Origin of the sequence: Microvirga lotononidis, assembly GCF_034627025.1 — a bacterium.
Lineage (GTDB): Bacteria > Pseudomonadota > Alphaproteobacteria > Rhizobiales > Beijerinckiaceae > Microvirga > Microvirga lotononidis.
The window spans coordinates 1,743,589-1,761,980 of the sequence record NZ_CP141048.1; the positions used below are offsets into that span (position 1 = coordinate 1,743,589).

The following is an 18,392-nucleotide window of genomic DNA, read 5'->3' on the forward strand; positions in this document are numbered from 1 at the left end:
ATTTGACGTCATGACGAAGGCCTTCGTCGTCGGCCATCCGATCAAGCATTCACGTTCGCCGCTGATCCACGGCTATTGGCTGAAGCAATACGGGCTCGAAGGCTCCTACGAGCGCATCGATGTGGCGCCTGTGAACTTCGGGGAATTTCTGAAAGGCTTCCGGTCCCAGGGCTTCGCCGGCGGCAACGTCACCATTCCGCACAAGGAGGCGGCTTTCCTGGGAGTCGAGCGCAGGACCGCGCAGGCGGAGCGCGTGGGAGCCGTGAACACCCTCTGGATCGAGGACGGCGTGCTCTGGGGCGACAACACGGATGTGCCCGGCTTCATGGCCAATCTCGACTCCACCTTGGGGACAGGCTGGGAACAGGATGTGGATACGGCCCTCGTGCTCGGCGCCGGTGGGGCGGCCCGTGCCGTGGTGGCGGGGGTCCAGGATCGGCCCCTGAAACGGATCGTCGTGGCGAACCGCACTCTGTCGAAGGCCGAGGATCTGGTGCGTGACCTCGGGTCCGGCAGTTCCGTCGCCTTGGCGGCCTGTGCCTTGGAGGCCATTCCGCAGGCAATCCCGCAGGCCCGGCTCATCGTCAACACCACGTCCCTCGGCATGCCGGGCCAGCCGCCACTGCCCGTCGATCTGTCCCGAGCGCCGCGCGACGCCATTGTCGCGGACATCGTCTATGTTCCGCTGGAAACCCCTCTCCTCGCGGCGGCCGCCGCGCAGGGTCTGAGAACCGTCGACGGACTGGGCATGCTGCTGCATCAGGCGGTGCCGGGCTTCCGGCGCTGGTTCGGCGTGACGCCGAAGGTGACACCGGAGCTTCGGGCGCTGATCCTGGCCGATATCGAGAGGCATCGATGACCTTCGTCCTCGGCCTCACCGGTTCCATCGGCATGGGAAAATCGGCCACGGCCGATCTTTTCCGCCGGCTCGGCGTGCCGGTTCACGATGCCGACGCCACCGTCCACAGGCTCTATCGCGGCCGCGCCGCCCCGCTGATCGAGAAAGCCTTTCCCGGCACCGTCGTGGACGAGGCCGTCGACCGGACGAAGCTGGGGGCGGTGGTGCTCGGCAATCCGGAGCGCATGAAGCAGCTCGAGGCGATCATCCACCCCCTGGTGCGGGACGAAGAGGAAAATTTTCTTGAGAGGGTCTCGGCTGTGTCGCCGGTCGCCGTCCTGGACATTCCCCTCCTGTTCGAAACGGGCGGCGAGGCGCGCTGCGACGCCGTTCTGGTGGTCACCGCGCCGGCTTTCGTCCAGCGCGACCGCGTCATGGCCCGCCCCGGCATGACGGACGAGAAATTTCGTGCCATCCTGGCCAAGCAGATGCCGGATGCCGACAAGCGGGCCCGGGCCCATTTTCTGGTCGATACCAGCCGCGGCTTTTCCTCCGCCGAGGCGCAGGTGCGATCGATCCTTGCCTGTCTCGCCGGTCGGCCCGGACGGCGTCACCGTTTTTGATGAAGAGTTTTCCTGATGTTGCGTGAAATCGTTCTCGATACCGAAACCACCGGCACCAGCCATGCCAATGGCGACCGGGTCATCGAAATCGGCTGCGTCGAGCTGCTCAACCACATCCCGACGGGCAAGAGCTATCACGTCTACATCAATCCGGAATGCCCGGTCTCGCCCGGCGCCTTCGCGGTCCACGGGCTCTCCGACGAATTCCTCAAAGACAAGCCGGTCTTCGCAGCCGTTGCGGACGAATTCGCCGAGTTCGTCCGCGATGCGCGGCTCGTCATCCACAACGCCGCCTTCGATATCGGCTTCCTCAATGCGGAATTCGCCCGCACCGGGCATGCGCCATTCAACCTGCCCGACGTGATCGACACCCTCTCGATGGCGCGGCGCAAGCATCCGGGCGCGGCGAACAACCTCGATGCCCTCTGCTCGCGATACGGAATCGACAATTCCAGGCGCACCAAGCACGGCGCGCTCCTCGACGCGGAAATCCTGGCCGAGGTCTATATCGAGCTGATCGGCGGCCGGCAGGTCGGCTTCGACCTTTCGCTCCAGCCCGCCGCGCGGTCGGCCGCTTCCCGCCAGGCCGCCGCGGCGGCGCGCGACGCCCGGCCCCGTACCTTGATCTCGCGCCTGACCGAGGCCGAGCGCGCGGCCCACGAAGCCTTCATCCAGCAGCTCGGGCCCAATGCCCTCTGGCGCGAATATCTCGGAGAGACCACGCCGGAGGCGTCCTAAGAATTCTAGCTCAGCCCTCATCCCGAGAGGCTGAAAACAAAAAAATCGGGCGAGACGGAAGCCGCCTCGCCCGATCCTGAAAAACGTCGGTGGTTCGAAGGCTTACGACAGCGTCGGACCGTTGCCGTTCTGCTGGGACTGCACCTCGGCGGCGCGCTGACGGTAGAGGGCCACGAAGTCGATCGGGTCGATGTAGAGGGGCGGGAAGCCGCCGTTGCGCACCGCATCGGCCACGATCTGACGGGCGAAGGGGAACAGCAGGCGCGGGCACTCGATCATCACCACCGGGTGCAGCTGCTCCTGCGGGATGTTCTGGATCCGGAACACGCCCGAATAGGTCAGCTCGAAGGCGAACAGCACGTCCTTGCCGCCGATCTTGGCATCGCCCTCGAGTGTCAGGTCGACCTCGAAATCGGCTTCCGCCAGCTGCTTGGCGTTCACGTTGACCTGCAGGTTGATCTGCGGGCCTTCCGACTGCTGCTGCAGGGAACGGGGGGCGTTGGGGTTCTCGAAGGAAAAGTCCTTGCAGTACTGCGCAAGGGCGTTGAGCGCGGGCGCTCCGTTGTTTGCCGGGTTCTCGGCCATGGGTTCATGCTCCCTGAGGGGTGTCTTCTCGGGCCCGGACGAAACACGTCGTCAGGCAAAGCGCCGGCTCGCTTCGGGCCATGGATCTTCGCGCTATCAGCTTCTCCCGCATGAGGCAAGATTTCAGCCGACTCATTCGCTTGTCGGGGGCAGAGGTGGATGTTACGACCTCAAGACCCCATATGCGAAGGATGACACCTTCGCCTCCTCCACACAACGCCCGGCGACAACCGGGCACGGGCAGGCTCACAACGGATCGACGATGCAGGATTCCTTCGACATCACGACCCTCATTTTCATCGTACTCGCTGTTTTCGTGATCTGGCGTCTGCGCTCCGTCCTGGGGCAGAAGACCGGCAACGAGCAACCGCCGTTCGACCCGATGTCGCGCCGGGATGCCCCCTTGCGCCCGGGCAATGCGCCGGCCGAGCCCGATCACAATGTGGTGCGTCTGCCCGGCACCAACGGAGCCCGTCCCGCGTCCGAAATTCCCCCGGCCGAGCGCTGGAAGGGCATCGCCGAGCCCGGCACGCCCACGGCCCAGGCCCTCGACGGCATCGCCCGCGTCGAGCCCGGCTTCGACGCGGGCGAATTCCTGGAGGGCGCCAAGTCGGCCTATGAGATGATCGTGACCGCCTTCGCCCAGGGCGACCGCAAGACCCTCAAGGATCTTCTCTCCCGCGACGTCTATGAAGGCTTCGAGAGGGCGATCACCGAGCGCGAGCGCCGTGGCGAGACGGTGGAGACCACTTTCGTGTCGATCGACAAGGCCGAGATGGCCGGCGCCGAGCTCCAGGGCAAGACGGCTCAGATCGTCGTGCGCTTCCTCTCCAAGCTCATCACGGCCACCCGCGACGCCTCCGGCACCGTGGTCGACGGCAGCCCCGAGACCGTGGCCGACGTCACCGACGTGTGGACCTTCGCCCGCACCCTCGGCAACCGCGATCCCAACTGGCAGCTCGTGGCGACCGAAGCGGGGCAATGAGGCATGCCGGGCGGGCTCTTCTCGCTTGCTCTCTCGCCTGGGCGGTGACCATGTCCACTGGCGCAGCATCGGCGCTGGCCGACCAGGCGCGCCTTGAGCCCCTGCCCTTCCAGGATCTTGCCGGCTGGGAGGCGGACGATCACGACGCCGCCTTCCGGGCCTTTCTGCGCTCCTGCCGGGCTCTCGAGGCGAGCGCCGCCGAGCTGCGCCCGGCCCAGGCGCCGCAAGCGGACCTCCTGGCCGTCTGCCGCGAGGCCCTGAAGACGCCCGATCTCGGCCGAGCCGAGGCGAGGCGCTTCTTCGAGACCCATTTTCAGCCTGTTGCCGTGACGCCGCGCTCCGGGGACGGCTTCCTCACCGGCTATTACGAGCCAGAATTCCAGGGCTCGCGCACGCCGGACGCCACCTATCGGGTCCCCCTGCTCGACCGGCCCGCCGATCTCGTCACGATCCCGCAGGGCGAAACCCTGCCCGGCCTCGACAAGGGCCTCCAGGCGGCCCGGCGCAGCAAGGACGGCTACGAGCCCTATCCCGACCGCGCCGCCATCGAGGAAGGGGCCTTGGGGACGCTCGCCCGGCCCATCGTTTATCTGCGCGAGCCGGGCGAGGCCTTCATCATCCATGTCCAGGGCTCGGCCCGCATCCGCCTCGACGACGGCTCGGTGATGCGCGTGGCCTATGCCGGACGCAACGGCCGGCCTTACACCTCCATCGGCCGGCTCCTGGTGCAGCGGGGCGAGATGGATCTGGAGACCATGACGCTGGAGAAGCTCATGGGCTGGCTCAAGAGCCATCCGGAACCGGCCAAGGCCCTGATGCGGCAGAACCAATCCTACATCTTCTTCCGCGAGGCGGGCGAGCTTGCGCCCGAGGACGGTCCCATCGGTGGCGCCGGCACTCCGCTCGTGCCCGGCCGCAGCCTCGCCGTCGACCGGTCCCTGTGGACCTACGGCCTGCCCGTCTGGCTCGACGGGCAATTGCCCCTGAGCCTCGGGGAGGCCGAGCCCCTGCGGCGGCTGATGATCGCCCAGGATACGGGCTCGGCCATCGTCGGCCCGGCACGAGGGGATTTCTTCTTCGGCAGCGGCGAGGAGGCGGGGCGGCGCGCCGGTCTGCTCCGGCATGCCGTGCGATTCGTGGTCCTGCAGCCCAAATCCCGTTCATGACCAAGAGAAGCCGCACCCGCCAGCTCAGCTCCGAGGAGAAGCGGCTCTGGTCCCATGTGGCCAGGCACGTGAAGCCCATGAAGGGTAAGCGCCTCCCGGTCGAGCCGGAACCCGAGGCCAAGCCCGCCACGGCTCCCGTTCCTCAGGTTGTCGCGGCCTCCCCCGTCCTGCCCTCGCTCCCGCCTCCCGTGAAACCCGCCCTGCCCCCGCTTGCTCCGGTGGAGCGCAAGACCCTTCAGGCCCTGCGCCGGGGCCGCAAGGAAGTCGACAGCGTCATCGACCTGCATGGGATGCGCCAGGAAGAGGCGCATTTCGCCCTTCTGCGTTTCCTGCATCGGGCGCAGGGCTCCGGCTATGGTCTCGTCCTCGTGATCACCGGCAAGGGCGGCGCGGCCGTTGCCGGGGGCCTGTTCGACGAGCGAGGAGTGCTGCGCCGCATGGTGCCCCATTGGCTGCGCCTGCCCGACCTGCGCCACGTGGTGATCGGCTTCGAGGAGGCCTCTCCCCAGCACGGTGGATCCGGTGCACTCTATGTCAGGCTCCGCCGGCGGCGGGGCGCGGGATAACGACATGACTCCCTTCGGTGAACGGGTGCGGCAGCTGCGCCGGGAACGCGGGCGGATGTTGAAGGACATGGCCTCCCATCTCGGCGTGTCGAGCGCCTATCTCTCGGCCCTCGAGCGCGGCGAGCGCGGCAAGCCAACCTGGGCCCTCATCCAGGGCGTCCTGCAATATTTCCACATCATCTGGGACGAGGCCGACGAGCTGACGCGCCTCGCCGATCTCTCCGACCCCAAGGTGAAGATCGACACGGCGGGCGGCGACCCCAAGGCGACCCTGCTGGCCAACCGCCTCGCCCGCGAGATCCAGTCCCTGTCCGAAAGCGAGCTCGAGGAGATGCTGGCGGTTCTCGACAGGGCCCAGACCCGGGAGAGGCGTTTGCCCGTGCCCATCCAGGCGGTGCAGGACACGGTCTGAGAAGACGCGAGCCTTGACCGACGGGGCAGTGGATGCGAAAGCGCCCCGTCATTTCATAACCCCGGTGGCTCATGTCCCAGACCCGCATCGACGTCCTCACCCTCGGCAACGCCATCGTTGACGTGCTCGCCCATACGGACGAGGCCTTCCTGCTCCAGAAGAAGGTGCACAAGGGCGCTATGCAGCTCATCGACGAGGCGCGCGCCGAGGAGCTGTACACCGACATGGGTCCGGCGGTGATCGTGTCGGGCGGCTCGGGCGCCAACACGGCGGCGGGCGCGGCCTCCTTCGGCGTGAAGGCCGGTTTCATCGGCAAGGTGAAGAACGACGAGACCGGCAAGCTCTTCGCCCACGATCTGAGGGCCATCGACGTCCACTACGACGTGAATCCCGCCGAGGACGGTCCCGCCACGGCGCGCAGCTTCATCCTGGTGACGCCGGACGGCGAGCGCACCATGAACACCTATCTAGGCGCGTGCCAGAACCTAACGCCCGACGACGTGAATCCGGAGACGGTGCGGGCTTCCAGCATCGTCTATCTCGAAGGCTATCTCTGGGATCCGCCGGCCGCCAAGGAGGCCTTCCGCAAGGCGGTGAAGATCGCCCACGAGGCCGGCAACAAGGTGGCGCTCACCCTGTCCGACGCCTTCTGCGTCGACCGCTACCGCGACGAGTTCTTAGGACTCATGCGCGACGGCAGCCTCGACATCCTCTTCGCCAACATCCACGAGCTGCAGAGCCTCTACGGCACCTCGGACGCCGATACCGCCCTGGCGGCGCTCCGTGAGGAGAACGTGCTCGGCGCCATCACCCGTTCGGCGGAGGGGGCCCTGATCGTGACCCGCGGCGAGACCAAGGCCGTCCCGGCTTTCCCGGTCGAGCGCGTCGTCGACACCACGGGCGCGGGCGACCTCTTCGCTTCGGGCTTCCTCGCAGGCCTCGTGAACAATCTCGACCTCGTCGATTGCGCCCGCCTCGGCGGCCTCGCCGCCGCCGAGATCATCAGCCACCTGGGCGCCCGCCCGCAGGCGAACCTGCGCGAGCTGGCGCAGCAGGAAGGGCTGCTGGGGTAAGTTCAGATCCGGTGCTCTTCTTCCCCGTCCCAGAAGGGGAAGAAGAGCCGTAGCCCGTCCGATCCCGGGTTCCGCCGCGCGGTCCGGGGAGGGCGGCAGGGCGACCGGGGTCTTGAGCCAAACCGCCGCTATTCTCTTGCACGCGTAAAAGGCTTAAAACGGCGTCCACCCTCCACCGCCCGATTGCAAGCAGACAGGCCGAACTCGTGAAAAAAGTCTTCGTCAAATCCTATGGCTGCCAGATGAACGTCTACGATGCCGAGCGCATGGCGGACATGCTGGCGACGGAAGGCTATTCTGAGACCAAGGCCATGGAGGAGGCGGATCTCGTCATCCTCAACACCTGCCACATCCGCGAGAAGGCCGCCGAGAAGGTCTATTCCGAGCTCGGACGGGTGCGCGAGCTCAAGAAGGAGCGCGAGGCGTCGGGCCAGGAGACGAAGGTCGTGGTCGCCGGCTGCGTCGCCCAGGCCGAGGGCAAGGAGATCCTGCGCCGGGCGCCCGCCGTCGACGTGGTGGTCGGCCCGCAGAATTATCACAACCTGCCCGCACTCCTGAACAAGTCGCGTTCCGAGCGGGTCGTCGACACGGAATTCCCGATCGAGGACAAGTTCGACCACCTGCCAGCCCCGAGCAAGGCCAGGACCCGGAGCCGCGGCGTGTCGGCCTTCCTCACCATCCAGGAAGGCTGCGACAAGTTCTGCACCTTCTGCGTGGTGCCCTATACGAGGGGCGCGGAAGTCTCGCGCCCGGTCGCCAAGATCCTCGACGAGGCGCTGCGCCTGGCCGATGCGGGCGTTCGCGAGCTGACGCTGATCGGCCAGAACGTGAATGCCTATCATGGCGAGGGGCCGGACGGCTCCGTCTGGTCGCTGGGCCGCCTGCTCCACCGACTCGCCGAGGTGCCCGGCATCGCCCGGCTCCGCTACACAACCAGCCATCCGCGCGACATGGACGACGAGCTGATCGCCGCCCATCGGGACCTGCCTGCCGTGATGCCCTATCTGCACCTGCCGGTGCAATCCGGGTCCGACCGGATTCTCGACGTGATGAACCGCAAGCATACGGGCGACGAGTATCGCCGCCTGATCGAGCGCATCCGCAAGGCCCAGCCGCGTCTCGCCCTCTCGTCCGACTTCATCGTCGGCTTCCCGGGCGAGACGGATGCGGAGTTCGAGGAGACCATGCGGCTCGTGGCCGATGTGGGCTTTGCCAGCTCCTTCTCGTTCAAGTACAGCCCCCGCCCCGGCACGCCGGCGGCCGAGATCGACGCCCAGGTGCCCGAGCCCGTGAAGGCCGAGCGTCTGGCCCGGCTTCAGAATTTGCTGGAAATCCAGCGGCAGGCCTTCAATCACGGAACCGTGGGGCAGACCCTCGACGTTCTCTTGGAGAAGCCGGGTCGTCATCCGGGCCAGATGGCAGGCAAGTCGCCCTATCTGCAGGCCGTGCAGATCGAGACCGATCGCCATGCCGTCGGCGAGATCGTGACGGTGCGGATCACGCAGGCCGGTTCCAACAGCCTGTTCGGGGAATGGGTCGGGCCGGGCAGCCAGGTGGCGGCCTAGTCTCCAGCCCCGCGAGACCCCATATCCGTTGGCCGCACGTCTTGCGGCCGACATTCAGAGGAGAGGCATTTGAGCCCAGCGGACAACGCGACCGCACGAGCCCAAAAGGGACGGAACGCCAACAGCTTGCACCCCGGCGTCGTGGAAGAGGCGGAGATCATTCTCACCTTCGACGACAACCGCCTCGCCAGCCTCGTCTTCGGACAATACGACCAGAACCTCGCCCATCTGGAGCGGCGCCTGAACGTGACCGCCATCGCCAACGGCAACCGGGTCACCGTCAAGGGAACGCCCGAGGGCTCCGAGCTGGCGCGCCGGGTTCTGGAAGGGCTCTATGAGCGCGCCCGGCAGGGTGGAGCACTCGGACCGGGCGACGTGGACGGCGCCATCGAGGAGAGCACCCTGCAGGGCAGCCTCTTCCCGGCCGCCGAGGAGCAGCCGGCCTCGGGTCTTACGGCCTTCGACCAGATCTCCACCCGCAGGCGCGGGCCTGTCCGGGCCCGCAACGCTTCGCAGAACACCTATATCAAGGCGCTCAAGACCAACGAACTCGTCTTCGCCGAGGGCCCGGCCGGCACCGGCAAGACCTGGCTTGCGGTGGGCTATGCCGTGTCTCTCCTGGAACAGGGCCAGGTGGACCGTCTGATCATCTCCCGCCCGGCCGTGGAAGCGGGCGAGCGCCTCGGCTTCCTGCCGGGCGACATGCGCGAGAAGGTCGATCCGTATCTGCGCCCGATTTACGACGCGCTCTACGATTTCATGGAAGCGCGCCATGTGGATCGCGGCCTGCAGACCGGCATGATCGAAATCGCTCCTCTCGCCTTCATGCGCGGGCGCACGCTCACCAACGCCTTGGTGCTGCTCGACGAGGCGCAGAACACCACGTCGATGCAGATGAAGATGTTCCTGACCCGGCTCGGCGAAGGCTCGCGGATGATCATCACCGGCGACCCGACGCAGATCGACCTGCCGCCGGGCCAGAAATCCGGCCTGGTCGAGGCGGTGCGCATCCTGCACGGCGTCGAGGGCATCGCCCGCGTCACCTTCAAGGAGGCCGACGTGGTGCGCCACGATCTCGTACGCCGCATCGTGACCGCCTACGACAAGGCCGCCCGCGAGGCGCCGCCTCAACAGGATCAACCCCGTTACGACCGGGACCGCAGACCGTGATCACGCTCGACATCATGATCGAGGCGGGCGATTGGGATCGCCTCGAGGACGCAGAGGCCCTGGCGCAGAAGGCGGCCGAGGCCGCCCTGTCCGTCACCTATGAGGCGGATGGCGCTTTCGAGGCGAGCGTCATGCTCACCGACGATGCCCAGATCCGGGAGTTGAACCGGACCTGGCGGGGCAAGGACAAGCCCACCAACGTGCTGTCTTTCCCGGCCCCCGAGCAGCCGGGCGCAAACGGCCCTCGCCATTTGGGCGACATTGCTTTAGCTTACGAAACGCTGGTGCGCGAATCCGAGGAGGAATCCAAGGAGCTCTCGCATCATTTTGCCCATTTGATCGTCCATGGAGTCCTGCACCTCCTCGGCTACGACCACGAGGTCGAGTCGGAGGCGGAAATCATGGAAGGTCTTGAGGTAAAGGCGCTCGCCACCCTTGGCATCGCCGATCCCTATCGCGATATGGCAGCATGAACGGCTGACAACCCAAAGCAATGAACGAAGATCGAAGTCGTAGCGACCGACCTGTCCGAACACCGACCGAGACAGACGACACACGCGACCACTGGTACGACCGGGTTTTGACCCGTCTCGGCCTGAAACCCCGTGAATCCATCCGTCACGATCTTGAGGATGTCCTCGCCGAAACCGTCGAGGACACGGATTTCTCGCCCCAGGAACGGGCGATGCTCAAGAACGTGCTCTCCTTCCACCGGATCCGGGTGGAGGATGTGATGGTTCCCCGCGCCGACATCGTGGCGGTGGCGGCCGACACCAATCTGGGCGAGCTCCTGAGCCTGTTCCGCACGGCCGGCCATTCCCGCCTGCCGGTCTATGGCGAGACCCTGGACGATCCCAAGGGCATGGTCCACATCCGCGACTTCCTCGATTTCATCGCCATGCGGGCGGACGGCGGCACCCCGGAATCCGGCTCCGCCGACGAGGCGGCCCTGCCGAGCCTCGGGCAGATCGACCTGTCGATGGCGCTCTCCTCCGCCAATATCCTGCGTCCGGTCCTGTTCGTGCCGCGCTCCATGCCGGCCATCGACCTGCTGGTGCGCATGCAGGCGACGCGTACGCACATGGCCCTGGTCATCGACGAGTACGGCGGCACCGACGGCCTCGTGTCCATCGAGGACCTGGTCGAGATGGTGGTGGGCGACATCGAGGACGAGCACGACGAGGATGCGACCCTCACCATCGTGCCGGCCGCCGACGGTACCTTCATCGCCGACGCCCGCGCGAGCCTCGACGAGGTCAAGGACGTGCTGGGCCTCGACCTGACCGACGAGGAAGGCGCCGAGGACATCGACACCATCGGCGGCTTCATCGTGACGCTTGCCGGCCGTGTCCCGTCCCGCAGCGAGGTGATCGAGGGACCGTCGGGCCTGGAATTCGAGGTTCTCGATGCCGACCCGCGGCGTGTGAAGCGGCTGCGCGTTCATCGCCGGACCTTCGCGCCCGAGGCGGAGGCCGGAGACAACCAGGCGAACGCCCCGCGCCCCGAAAGCGCTGCCGCGGAATGATGCGCCTGGCCGATCGCGCCATCCTCGTCAGGGGATGGCGCCGGTGGCTCACGGCCTTTGCGGCCGGGGCCGTCGGTGCCCTGGCCATGCCACCCTTCGGCATTCTGCCGGCGCTCGTTCTCTCCCTCGTGCCGGCCGTCTGGCTCCTGGACGGCACCGTCAAGGACGGCCCTTCCCGCTGGGCGCCCTTCAGATCCGCCGCCCTCCTCGGCTGGTTCTGGGGCTTCGGTTACTTCGTCGCCGGATTGTGGTGGCTCGGTGCGGCCTTTCTCGTGGAGGCCGACCAATTCGCCTGGGCCATGCCCTTCGGGGTCCTGGGCCTTCCTGCCCTGCTCGCTTTCTTTTCCGCCTTCGGCTTTGCGCTCTCGCGCCTGCTCTGGCTTCCCGACGCCTGGCGCATCCTCGCCCTCGCCTTCGGCCTGACGGTGAGCGAATGGCTGCGCGGCCATCTCTTCACCGGCTTTCCCTGGAACAATCCCGGGATGGCGCTTGGTCAGAACCTCTGGCTCATGCAATCCGCCTCGTTGGTGGGCCTCTACGGCTTGACCTTCCTGAGCGTTGCCATCTGCGCCGCGCCCGCCGTCCGGCTCACCGGGCGGACGATGCGCGCCCGCTGGACGGCTCCGGGCCTCGCGGCGGCTCTGCTTCTCGGTCTGGCGGCCTTCGGTGCGTGGCGTGTCCCGTCGGAGGCTTCGGCAACGGTCGAGAATGTACGCCTGCGCATCATGCAGCCCAATCTGCCGCAGGATGCCAAGTTCAACCCGCGCAACCGGGACGCCATCATGCGGCGCTACCTGACCCTGAGCGCGAGCCCAGGCCGGGACGGGAATGCCGCCGCCCCGACCCACATCGTCTGGCCGGAATCGGCCTTTCCGTTCCTGCTGCATCGCGATCCCGCCTCCCTGGCGCAGATCGCCGCCCTGCTCGGGCCGGGCTCGACCCTGATCACGGGCGCCGCCCGCATGGACGATCCTCTGCCCGGCGAAGCCGTGGGCAAATTCTACAATGCCATTCAGGTGATCGACGAAAAGGGCACGATCCTCGGCGCCTACGACAAGGTCCATTTGGTGCCCTTCGGCGAATATGTGCCCAAATTTCTCGATACCTTGATCAGGGCCGCGGGTTTGCGCCAGTTCGTGCACATTCCCGGCGGCTTCGAGCCGAGCGAGAAACGCGCGATGCTGTCCATTCCGGGCCTTCCGCCGGTTGCCGCGACGATCTGCTACGAGGCGATCTTTCCGGGAGAGATCGTCGCGGAGGGACCCCGGCCTAATCTGATCTTGAACGTGACCAACGATGCCTGGTTCGGTCGGACCCCGGGCCCCTATCAGCATTTCGCCCAAGCTCGCCTGCGAGCGGTCGAGGAGGGCCTCCCGCTAGTGCGGGCGGCCAACACTGGAATCTCAGCTATAATCGACCCGTTCGGTCGGATAGTCGACAAACTTCCATTGGGGGTTGAAGGTGTCCTCGACACCTCTCTCCCGGTTGCCGAAGCCCCGACTCTTTATGAAAATTGGGGCAGGTTTTCTTTGACGGCCACGCTTGCGATCTGCTTAATCCTCTTGATGGCACGTCGCAGGCGCCAAATATCCCTAAAGTAAGTAAATATGCCTCGTCAGTGCGTCGTAATCGGCAAGGGGACAGGCCAAAATGAAGAAATCGACGGGGACTATCGATAAGGAAATCGGAAGCCGGGTGCGTATGCGCCGCGTTTCAATTGGGATGAGCCAAGAAAAACTGGGCGATATGCTTGGCCTGACGTTTCAGCAAGTCCAGAAATACGAAAAGGGCATGAACCGGATCAGTGTTGCCCGCCTCGTCGACATCGCCAAGATCCTCAACGTCGAGATCGATTTCTTCTTCGACGGCATCAGAAGCGGCAAGTCCGACCCGGGCTTTTCCGAGGACAGCACCCCGACCTATGTGGCTGACATGATGTCGACCCCGGAAGGACTGCATCTCGTCCGGACCTTTGCGAGCATCAAGAGCCCGAAGGTCCGCAAGAGCATCGTCCAGCTCGTCAATGCCCTCGCGTCTCAAGAAGAAGCAGAGCGTTCGTCATAAAGAACACGTTCGCTTGACCTTTCACACGGCCTACGGCATGAGCATATTTGAAGCCTGCGGCCGACCGCGGGCACCAGATTTTATTGCCTCAAGGAATTCCATCGTGCGGCGTTCTAGCTATCTTTTCACGAGCGAGTCGGTTTCAGAAGGTCATCCGGACAAGGTCTGCGACCGGATTTCCGACGCCGTCGTCGATGCCTATCTGGCGGCCGAGCCGGAAGCCCGCGTGGCCTGCGAGACGCTCGCCACCACCAACCGCGTCGTCATCGCCGGCGAGGTGCGCGGGCCCGAGTCCATCACCAAGGACAAGGTGATCGAACTCGCTCGCGACGCCATCAAGGACATCGGCTACGAGCAGGAAGGCTTTCACTGGAAGACCGCCGACGTCGCGGTCTATCTCCACGCCCAGTCGGCGCATATCGCCCAGGGCGTCGATGCAGCCGGCAACAAGGACGAGGGCGCCGGCGACCAGGGCATCATGTTCGGTTATGCCTGCACCGAGACGCCCGACCTCATGCCGGCGCCGATCTACTACGCCCACAAGATCCTCGAGAACCTGACCGCCGCCCGCAAGGGCAAGGTCGGCGACGCAGCCAAGCTCGGCCCGGACGCCAAGAGCCAGGTCACGCTGCGCTACGAGAACGACAAGCCCGTCGCGGCGACCCAGATCGTCCTGTCCACCCAACATCTGGACGAGAACCTCTCCTCCGATGACGTGCGCGCCATCGTCGAGCCCTATATCCGCCAGACCCTGCCCGAGGGCTGGATCTCGGCCCAGACCATCTGGCACGTGAACCCCACCGGCAAGTTCGTGATCGGCGGTCCGGACGGCGATTGCGGTCTCACCGGGCGCAAGATCATCGTGGACACCTATGGCGGCGCGGCGCCCCATGGCGGCGGCGCCTTCTCGGGCAAGGATCCGACCAAGGTGGATCGCTCGGCCGCCTATGCGGCGCGCTACCTGGCCAAGAACGTGGTGGCGGCCGGTCTCGCCGACCGTTGCACCCTGCAGCTCTCCTACGCCATCGGCGTGGCCAAGCCCCTGTCGATCTACGTGGATCTCCACGACACCGGCAAGGTCGACGAGGGCAAGCTTGAGGCCGTCCTCATGGACGCCATGGACCTTTCCCCGCGTGGCATCCGCACGCATCTCGGCCTCAACCGGCCGATCTATGCCCGCACTTCGGCCTACGGTCATTTCGGCCGCAAGCCGGATGCCGATGGCGGCTTCTCCTGGGAGCGCACGGACCTCGCCGAGCGCCTCAAGGCGGCGTTCCGCTAAGATTGAACGGGGCCGAGCGGCTATCGTCCGGCCACAATAAGCCTTCACCCGAGAGAGCCGGTTCCCCGGAAGGAGGACCGGCTCTCATTGCATGAGCCGGCAGCGATGGGCCGATCGTCAGGAATTTCAGGAGCATCTGTCCCATGAGCGAAGCATCGGAACGGGCGGGCGCGTTCTTCGGGCGCCGCAAAGGCAAGAAGCTTCGCTCGGGCCAGGACGAGCTGGTCCAGAACCTGCTGCCGGCGATCCGCGTGGTTCCGGGAAGCGCGCCCAACGGCCAGTTTCCCCATCCGCAGGCCCGGGAAACCTGGCTCGAGATCGGTTTCGGCGGCGGCGAGCATCTCGCCGCCCAGGCGAGGGTGCATCGCGACGTCAACTTCATTGGCTGCGAGCCCTTCGTGAACGGCATGGCGAAGCTTCTCGCCGTCATCGAGCAGGAGCGGCTCGACAATGTCCGCGTCTGGGACGACGACGTCACGGACCTCCTGCCGACTCTGCCCGATGCCTGCTTCGACCGGGTCTACATCCTCTATCCCGATCCGTGGCCCAAGCGCCGCCAGCGCAAGCGCCGCCTCGTCTCGGACGAGACCCTCGAAGTTCTCGCCCGCGTCATGAAACCGGGCGCCGAGCTGCGCTTTGCCAGCGACATCGACGATTACATCGGCTGGGTCCTGGCCCGGACCCTACGCTCTCCGCATTTCCGCTGGACCGCTACCCGGGCCGACGACTGGCGCAAACCCTATGAGGGCTGGCCCGGCACGCGCTACGAGGCCAAGGCGATTCGGGAGGGCAGGGTGCCGAGCTATCTCACGTTCGAGCGGGTGTGAGGCGGCCCTCACATCGTTGCTACAGGCACGCGATCGTCGCTCACCACCCGGCCGTCGACGAGATGAATGAGCCGGTCCACACGGGCAGCGATCTCCATGTCATGGGTGACGGCGATGACCGTCTTTCCGTGCTTGCGAACGAGATCGCGCAGGATAGCGAAAACCTGCTCCGAGTTCTTGCTGTCGAGGCTGCCGGTCGGTTCATCGGCCAGAACCACCTGAGGATCGTTGGCAAGAGCGCGGGCCACCGCCACGCGCTGACGCTGACCGCCGGACAGCTGGTCCGGCCGCTTGTCGAGATGGCCTGCAAGGCCGAGATCCTCCAGCAGGCTCGCGGCTCGATTGTGCATCTCTGTCGATGACAGCCGCCCCGCCTTGCGCATGGGCAGCTCCACATTCCGCAGGATCGTGAACTCCGGCAGCAGGAAGTGGAACTGGAACACGAAGCCGAGCATCTCGAGCCTGAGCCGGGCCAGAGCGTCATCGTCCATGACGGATGTATCCTGCCCGCCGATCCTCAGGGTTCCGCTCGTCGGGCGATCCAGCAGGCCCAGCAGATACAGAAGGGAGGACTTGCCGGAGCCGGACGGTCCGGTAATCGCAATGAACTCCTTCTCCCCAACCCCCATCGACACGTCGCGCACCAGGGTCACGGGCACGATCGCGGGCAGGATCCGGGTGAGGTGATCGGCTTCGATGAGAAGCGTCATGTGGCTCCCCGAATGATGTCGACGGGATTGAGCCGTGCCGCCTGGCGGGCCGGCAGATAACCCACGACGCCTGCGGAAATGAGAGCGAACGCCGAGGCGATCACGTAGTGCCACGGGCTCCAGAAGAGAGGCAGCCGTGTCATTTCGTGTCCGACGCCCGCGCCCGAAAGCTTGAATTCTACCTGCGACAGGGCAAAGCACAGCAGGAAGCCGACGACCCAGCCGACCGCCGATCCGGCGAAGCCGAGGGCCAAGCCCTCGATCAGAAACAGCCGCCGCATGTTGCCTTGCGTGAAGCCGAGGGATTTCAGGATCGCGATGTCGCGGGCCTTCTCGTGGGTGATGGTGGAGATGATGTTGAAGATCCCGAAGCCCGCGACCAGGAGAATTGCGCCCACCACCGTGTACATCACCACGTTGCGCACCACCAAAGCCTCGAGGAGCGACTCGTTCGCCTCCTGCCAGGGCACCGCCTTGTAGCCGAGCTCGGCCTCCGCCTGGCGGGCCACCCGCGGCGCCGCATTCGGGTCGTCCAAGCGCAGCCGGATATCGTTGATGGCATTGGGACGCTCGCTCAGAATCTGTGCGTTCTTGAGCAGCACGTATGTCTCGCCTTCATCGCGCGCGTTGGTGCCGGTATGGAACTGCCCGACGATCCGGAAGCCTCGCGATTGCCCGGTCGGTGCAACGACCTGGATCGTGGTTCCCGTCGAGGCGCCGAGCCTCTGCGCGAGCCGGTCCCCGACGACGATGTTGTTACCGCCGGCCCTGAGCGCCTCGAACCCGCCCTCGAGGAAATCGCCGGCCACGGACGAGACCTGAGCCTCGACCTCCGGCTCGATCCCGATCACGGTCACACCCACATCGCGACCGGCATAACGCACCACCCCCTGCGTCCGCAGGCTCTGGGCTATCCGGCCCGGCACCCAAGCCCGCAAGGAGGCCGTGGCGGCAGCGGGATTGAGGATGCCGCGCCGGTCTTCTTTCGGGCGCAGGCCCTCGAACTGCGCAGCGGCGAACAGATCTTCCGCGGGTTGCCGGCGCGGCGCGCGATGCTCGTCGGTGATCTGGACGTGAGGCATGGTGTCCACGAGCTGGGCAATGAAATCCTTCTCCGTGCCCTGCATCAGCGCCGCCATGGCAATGGAGAAGCCCACCCCGAGGGCGACCCCGAGGATCGCCACCACAGTCTGCCGGCCTCGTCCGGCGATATGGGTCAGGGCGAGTTCCAGGATGAGACGCATATCATCCTCGCTTTTCCACGACCTTCGTCCCGTCGGTCAGAGCGTCCGGGTAAGGCGCGATCACCCGGTCCGAATCGGCAAGCCCCGTCTGGATCTGCGTGTTGCTGGCGCCGCGGATCCCGATCTTAACGTCCCGCTTCCGGGCCACATCCCCGTCCAGCACGAAAAGAGAGCCGCCGCGAAGGGCATTCGTGGGGACGAGAAGCGCTCCGGACGAGACCCGCACGATCACGTTCACCTCCACCGTCATCCCGATGCGCAGGGGTGTATCGTCGGGCAGGGCCAGGTGGACCCGGTAGGTTTTGGCCACCGGATCGCCCTTTGGCGTGATCGAGTCGACCTTCGCCTCGAGAACCTGATCGGGAAAGGCATCCGCCTTGATGACCGCCCGTTGACCGACAGCGACGCGGGGGATGTCCTCTTCGTTCACGTCGGCCTCGATCTGCAGGGGCTTGGGCTCGCCGACCCAGAACAGCACCGTCCCGGGTTCCGCCACCTCCCCGACCTCGCCATCCTGACGAAGGACGACCCCGCTCATGGGCGCCCGCAGGACGTAGGATTCGAGCCGGGTCTCCTGACCGGCAATGAGGGCTTGGACCTGGCCGAGTTCGCTGCGGGCCCGGTCGAGGGCCTGATCGCTAGCGACCTTCCGCTCCACCAGAGCGGCGATGCGGTCGTAATCCGCGGCGGTCAGCTTCTGTCGCGCCTTCAGTTCTGCGAGCGTGGCTTCCGGCTGACGGCTGTCGAGGCGCGCGAGCACGGCTCCCCGTTCGACCGATTCGCCCTCGCAATTGCAAAGCTCGACGATCCTCTCCCGCAGGAGAGGCGCCACCTTGGCCCAGGTGCGTGGCTCCACGACGCCTGTGGCATAGACGATCTCGGCCGCGTCTCCGCGTTTCGGAGGAACGACGACCACCTCCGGCGGCCGGCTGAAATACCAATAGGCTGCTCCGGCCGCCAGCAACGGAATCCCGAGGAAAAGAAGTCGGGAAGTCTTCAAGACATCGTCCTCCGAAGGA

Annotated in this window: 20 protein-coding genes; 16 read left to right on the forward strand and 4 right to left on the reverse strand. The window is 66.1% G+C overall.

Translation table 11 applies throughout. The annotated features are described in order from the left end of the window. The first annotated feature begins 10 nt into the window (after positions 1-10). From U0023_RS08215 to dnaQ, 3 genes are read left to right on the forward strand one after another with little or no spacing between them, the layout of a single operon-like run. Complete coding sequence (locus U0023_RS08215; protein WP_009490665.1) at positions 11-859, forward strand: shikimate dehydrogenase; 849 nt, start codon at positions 11-13, stop codon at positions 857-859. Then, complete coding sequence (coaE, locus tag U0023_RS08220; RefSeq protein WP_009490666.1) at positions 856-1,461, forward strand: dephospho-CoA kinase; 606 nt, start codon at positions 856-858, stop codon at positions 1,459-1,461. The genes U0023_RS08215 and coaE overlap by 4 nt, the downstream gene beginning before the upstream one ends. A gap of 15 nt (positions 1,462-1,476) precedes the next feature. After that, on the forward strand, positions 1,477-2,199 hold the full coding sequence (dnaQ, locus tag U0023_RS08225) for a DNA polymerase III subunit epsilon (RefSeq protein ID WP_009490667.1): 723 nt from the start codon (positions 1,477-1,479) through the stop codon (positions 2,197-2,199). Between the two features lie 102 nt (positions 2,200-2,301). On the opposite strand, the gene secB is transcribed toward dnaQ, so the two are convergent. Beyond that, entirely contained in the window at positions 2,302-2,784 is a 483-nt protein-coding gene (gene secB / locus U0023_RS08230; protein ID WP_009490668.1) for a protein-export chaperone SecB, read from the reverse strand. Between the two features lie 262 nt (positions 2,785-3,046). On the opposite strand from secB, the gene U0023_RS08235 reads away from it, so the two are divergent. From U0023_RS08235 to trmB, 13 genes are all read left to right on the forward strand, one after another. Next, complete coding sequence (locus U0023_RS08235) at positions 3,047-3,769, forward strand: Tim44/TimA family putative adaptor protein (RefSeq protein ID WP_009490669.1); 723 nt, start codon at positions 3,047-3,049, stop codon at positions 3,767-3,769. A 50-nt stretch (positions 3,770-3,819) separates the two neighbouring features. Beyond that, positions 3,820-4,935 (forward strand): murein transglycosylase A, encoded by a 1,116-nt coding sequence (gene mltA, locus U0023_RS08240; RefSeq protein WP_052600499.1) that lies wholly within the window; start codon positions 3,820-3,822, stop codon positions 4,933-4,935. Then, on the forward strand, positions 4,932-5,501 hold the full coding sequence (locus U0023_RS08245; protein WP_009490671.1) for a Smr/MutS family protein: 570 nt from the start codon (positions 4,932-4,934) through the stop codon (positions 5,499-5,501). The genes mltA and U0023_RS08245 overlap by 4 nt, the downstream gene beginning before the upstream one ends. A 4-nt stretch (positions 5,502-5,505) precedes the next feature. Next, positions 5,506-5,913, forward strand: a complete 408-nt coding sequence (locus U0023_RS08250) for a helix-turn-helix domain-containing protein (protein WP_009490672.1) — start codon at positions 5,506-5,508, stop codon at positions 5,911-5,913. Between the two features lie 71 nt (positions 5,914-5,984). Then, a complete protein-coding gene (locus U0023_RS08255) occupies positions 5,985-6,986 on the forward strand; it encodes an adenosine kinase (RefSeq protein WP_009490673.1) in 1,002 nt (333 codons plus the stop codon). 206 nt (positions 6,987-7,192) lie between these two features. After that, positions 7,193-8,551, forward strand: a complete 1,359-nt coding sequence (miaB, locus tag U0023_RS08260; RefSeq protein WP_009490674.1) for a tRNA (N6-isopentenyl adenosine(37)-C2)-methylthiotransferase MiaB — start codon at positions 7,193-7,195, stop codon at positions 8,549-8,551. 69 nt (positions 8,552-8,620) lie between these two features. Continuing rightward, positions 8,621-9,721, forward strand: coding sequence for a PhoH family protein (locus U0023_RS08265; RefSeq protein WP_009490675.1), 1,101 nt, complete (start codon positions 8,621-8,623; stop codon positions 9,719-9,721). 14 nt (positions 9,722-9,735) lie between these two features. Beyond that, complete coding sequence (gene ybeY / locus U0023_RS08270) at positions 9,736-10,194, forward strand: rRNA maturation RNase YbeY (RefSeq protein WP_040638312.1); 459 nt, start codon at positions 9,736-9,738, stop codon at positions 10,192-10,194. A gap of 20 nt (positions 10,195-10,214) precedes the next feature. Further along, positions 10,215-11,246 (forward strand): hemolysin family protein, encoded by a 1,032-nt coding sequence (locus U0023_RS08275; RefSeq protein ID WP_009490677.1) that lies wholly within the window; start codon positions 10,215-10,217, stop codon positions 11,244-11,246. Further along, positions 11,243-12,847, forward strand: coding sequence for an apolipoprotein N-acyltransferase (gene lnt, locus U0023_RS08280; RefSeq protein WP_009490678.1), 1,605 nt, complete (start codon positions 11,243-11,245; stop codon positions 12,845-12,847). The genes U0023_RS08275 and lnt overlap by 4 nt, the downstream gene beginning before the upstream one ends. 49 nt (positions 12,848-12,896) lie before the next feature. After that, on the forward strand, positions 12,897-13,310 hold the full coding sequence (locus U0023_RS08285) for a helix-turn-helix domain-containing protein (protein WP_009490679.1): 414 nt from the start codon (positions 12,897-12,899) through the stop codon (positions 13,308-13,310). A gap of 103 nt (positions 13,311-13,413) precedes the next feature. Continuing rightward, a complete protein-coding gene (metK, locus tag U0023_RS08290; RefSeq protein WP_009490680.1) occupies positions 13,414-14,592 on the forward strand; it encodes a methionine adenosyltransferase in 1,179 nt (392 codons plus the stop codon). Positions 14,593-14,735: 143 nt separating this feature from the next. Next, on the forward strand, positions 14,736-15,419 hold the full coding sequence (gene trmB / locus U0023_RS08295; RefSeq protein ID WP_009490681.1) for a tRNA (guanine(46)-N(7))-methyltransferase TrmB: 684 nt from the start codon (positions 14,736-14,738) through the stop codon (positions 15,417-15,419). Positions 15,420-15,427: 8 nt separating this feature from the next. Here trmB and U0023_RS08300 read toward each other — a convergent pair whose 3' ends face one another. Genes U0023_RS08300 through U0023_RS08310 form a run of 3 tightly spaced genes read right to left on the reverse strand, consistent with a single transcriptional unit; the run spans position 15,428 to position 18,373 of the window. Continuing rightward, positions 15,428-16,129: an ABC transporter ATP-binding protein gene (locus U0023_RS08300; RefSeq protein WP_009490682.1), complete on the reverse strand. Its 702-nt coding sequence runs from the start codon at positions 16,127-16,129 to the stop codon at positions 15,428-15,430. After that, positions 16,126-17,373 carry an ABC transporter permease gene (locus tag U0023_RS08305; protein WP_009490683.1) on the reverse strand — a complete coding sequence of 416 codons (1,248 nt, stop codon included), beginning with the start codon at positions 17,371-17,373 and terminating at the stop codon, positions 16,126-16,128. The genes U0023_RS08300 and U0023_RS08305 overlap by 4 nt, the downstream gene beginning before the upstream one ends. A gap of 1 nt (position 17,374) precedes the next feature. Then, the gene (locus U0023_RS08310; protein ID WP_009490684.1) at positions 17,375-18,373 is read right to left on the reverse strand and encodes an efflux RND transporter periplasmic adaptor subunit; all 999 of its coding nucleotides are present in this window, start codon (positions 18,371-18,373) and stop codon (positions 17,375-17,377) included. Between the last annotated feature and the right edge of the window lie 19 nt (positions 18,374-18,392).

Bases quoted from the DNA above. Each gene is read 5' to 3' on its own strand.
- mltA (WP_052600499.1), top strand. From the start codon at position 3,820: ATGTCCACTGGCGCAGCATCGGCGCTGGCCGACCAGGCGCGCCTTGAG.
- dnaQ (WP_009490667.1), top strand. From the start codon at position 1,477: ATGTTGCGTGAAATCGTTCTCGATACCGAAACCACCGGCACCAGCCAT.
- U0023_RS08285 (WP_009490679.1), top strand. From the start codon at position 12,897: ATGAAGAAATCGACGGGGACTATCGATAAGGAAATCGGAAGCCGGGTG.
- U0023_RS08245 (WP_009490671.1), top strand. From the start codon at position 4,932: ATGACCAAGAGAAGCCGCACCCGCCAGCTCAGCTCCGAGGAGAAGCGG.
- trmB (WP_009490681.1), top strand. From the start codon at position 14,736: ATGAGCGAAGCATCGGAACGGGCGGGCGCGTTCTTCGGGCGCCGCAAA.
- U0023_RS08255 (WP_009490673.1), top strand. From the start codon at position 5,985: ATGTCCCAGACCCGCATCGACGTCCTCACCCTCGGCAACGCCATCGTT.
- lnt (WP_009490678.1), top strand. From the start codon at position 11,243: ATGATGCGCCTGGCCGATCGCGCCATCCTCGTCAGGGGATGGCGCCGG.
- U0023_RS08305 (WP_009490683.1), bottom strand. From the start codon at position 17,373: ATGCGTCTCATCCTGGAACTCGCCCTGACCCATATCGCCGGACGAGGC.
- U0023_RS08215 (WP_009490665.1), top strand. From the start codon at position 11: ATGACGAAGGCCTTCGTCGTCGGCCATCCGATCAAGCATTCACGTTCG.
- U0023_RS08275 (WP_009490677.1), top strand. From the start codon at position 10,215: ATGAACGAAGATCGAAGTCGTAGCGACCGACCTGTCCGAACACCGACC.
- coaE (WP_009490666.1), top strand. From the start codon at position 856: ATGACCTTCGTCCTCGGCCTCACCGGTTCCATCGGCATGGGAAAATCG.
- U0023_RS08300 (WP_009490682.1), bottom strand. From the start codon at position 16,129: ATGACGCTTCTCATCGAAGCCGATCACCTCACCCGGATCCTGCCCGCG.
- ybeY (WP_040638312.1), top strand. From the start codon at position 9,736: ATGATCGAGGCGGGCGATTGGGATCGCCTCGAGGACGCAGAGGCCCTG.
- U0023_RS08235 (WP_009490669.1), top strand. From the start codon at position 3,047: ATGCAGGATTCCTTCGACATCACGACCCTCATTTTCATCGTACTCGCT.
- U0023_RS08250 (WP_009490672.1), top strand. From the start codon at position 5,506: ATGACTCCCTTCGGTGAACGGGTGCGGCAGCTGCGCCGGGAACGCGGG.
- secB (WP_009490668.1), bottom strand. From the start codon at position 2,784: ATGGCCGAGAACCCGGCAAACAACGGAGCGCCCGCGCTCAACGCCCTT.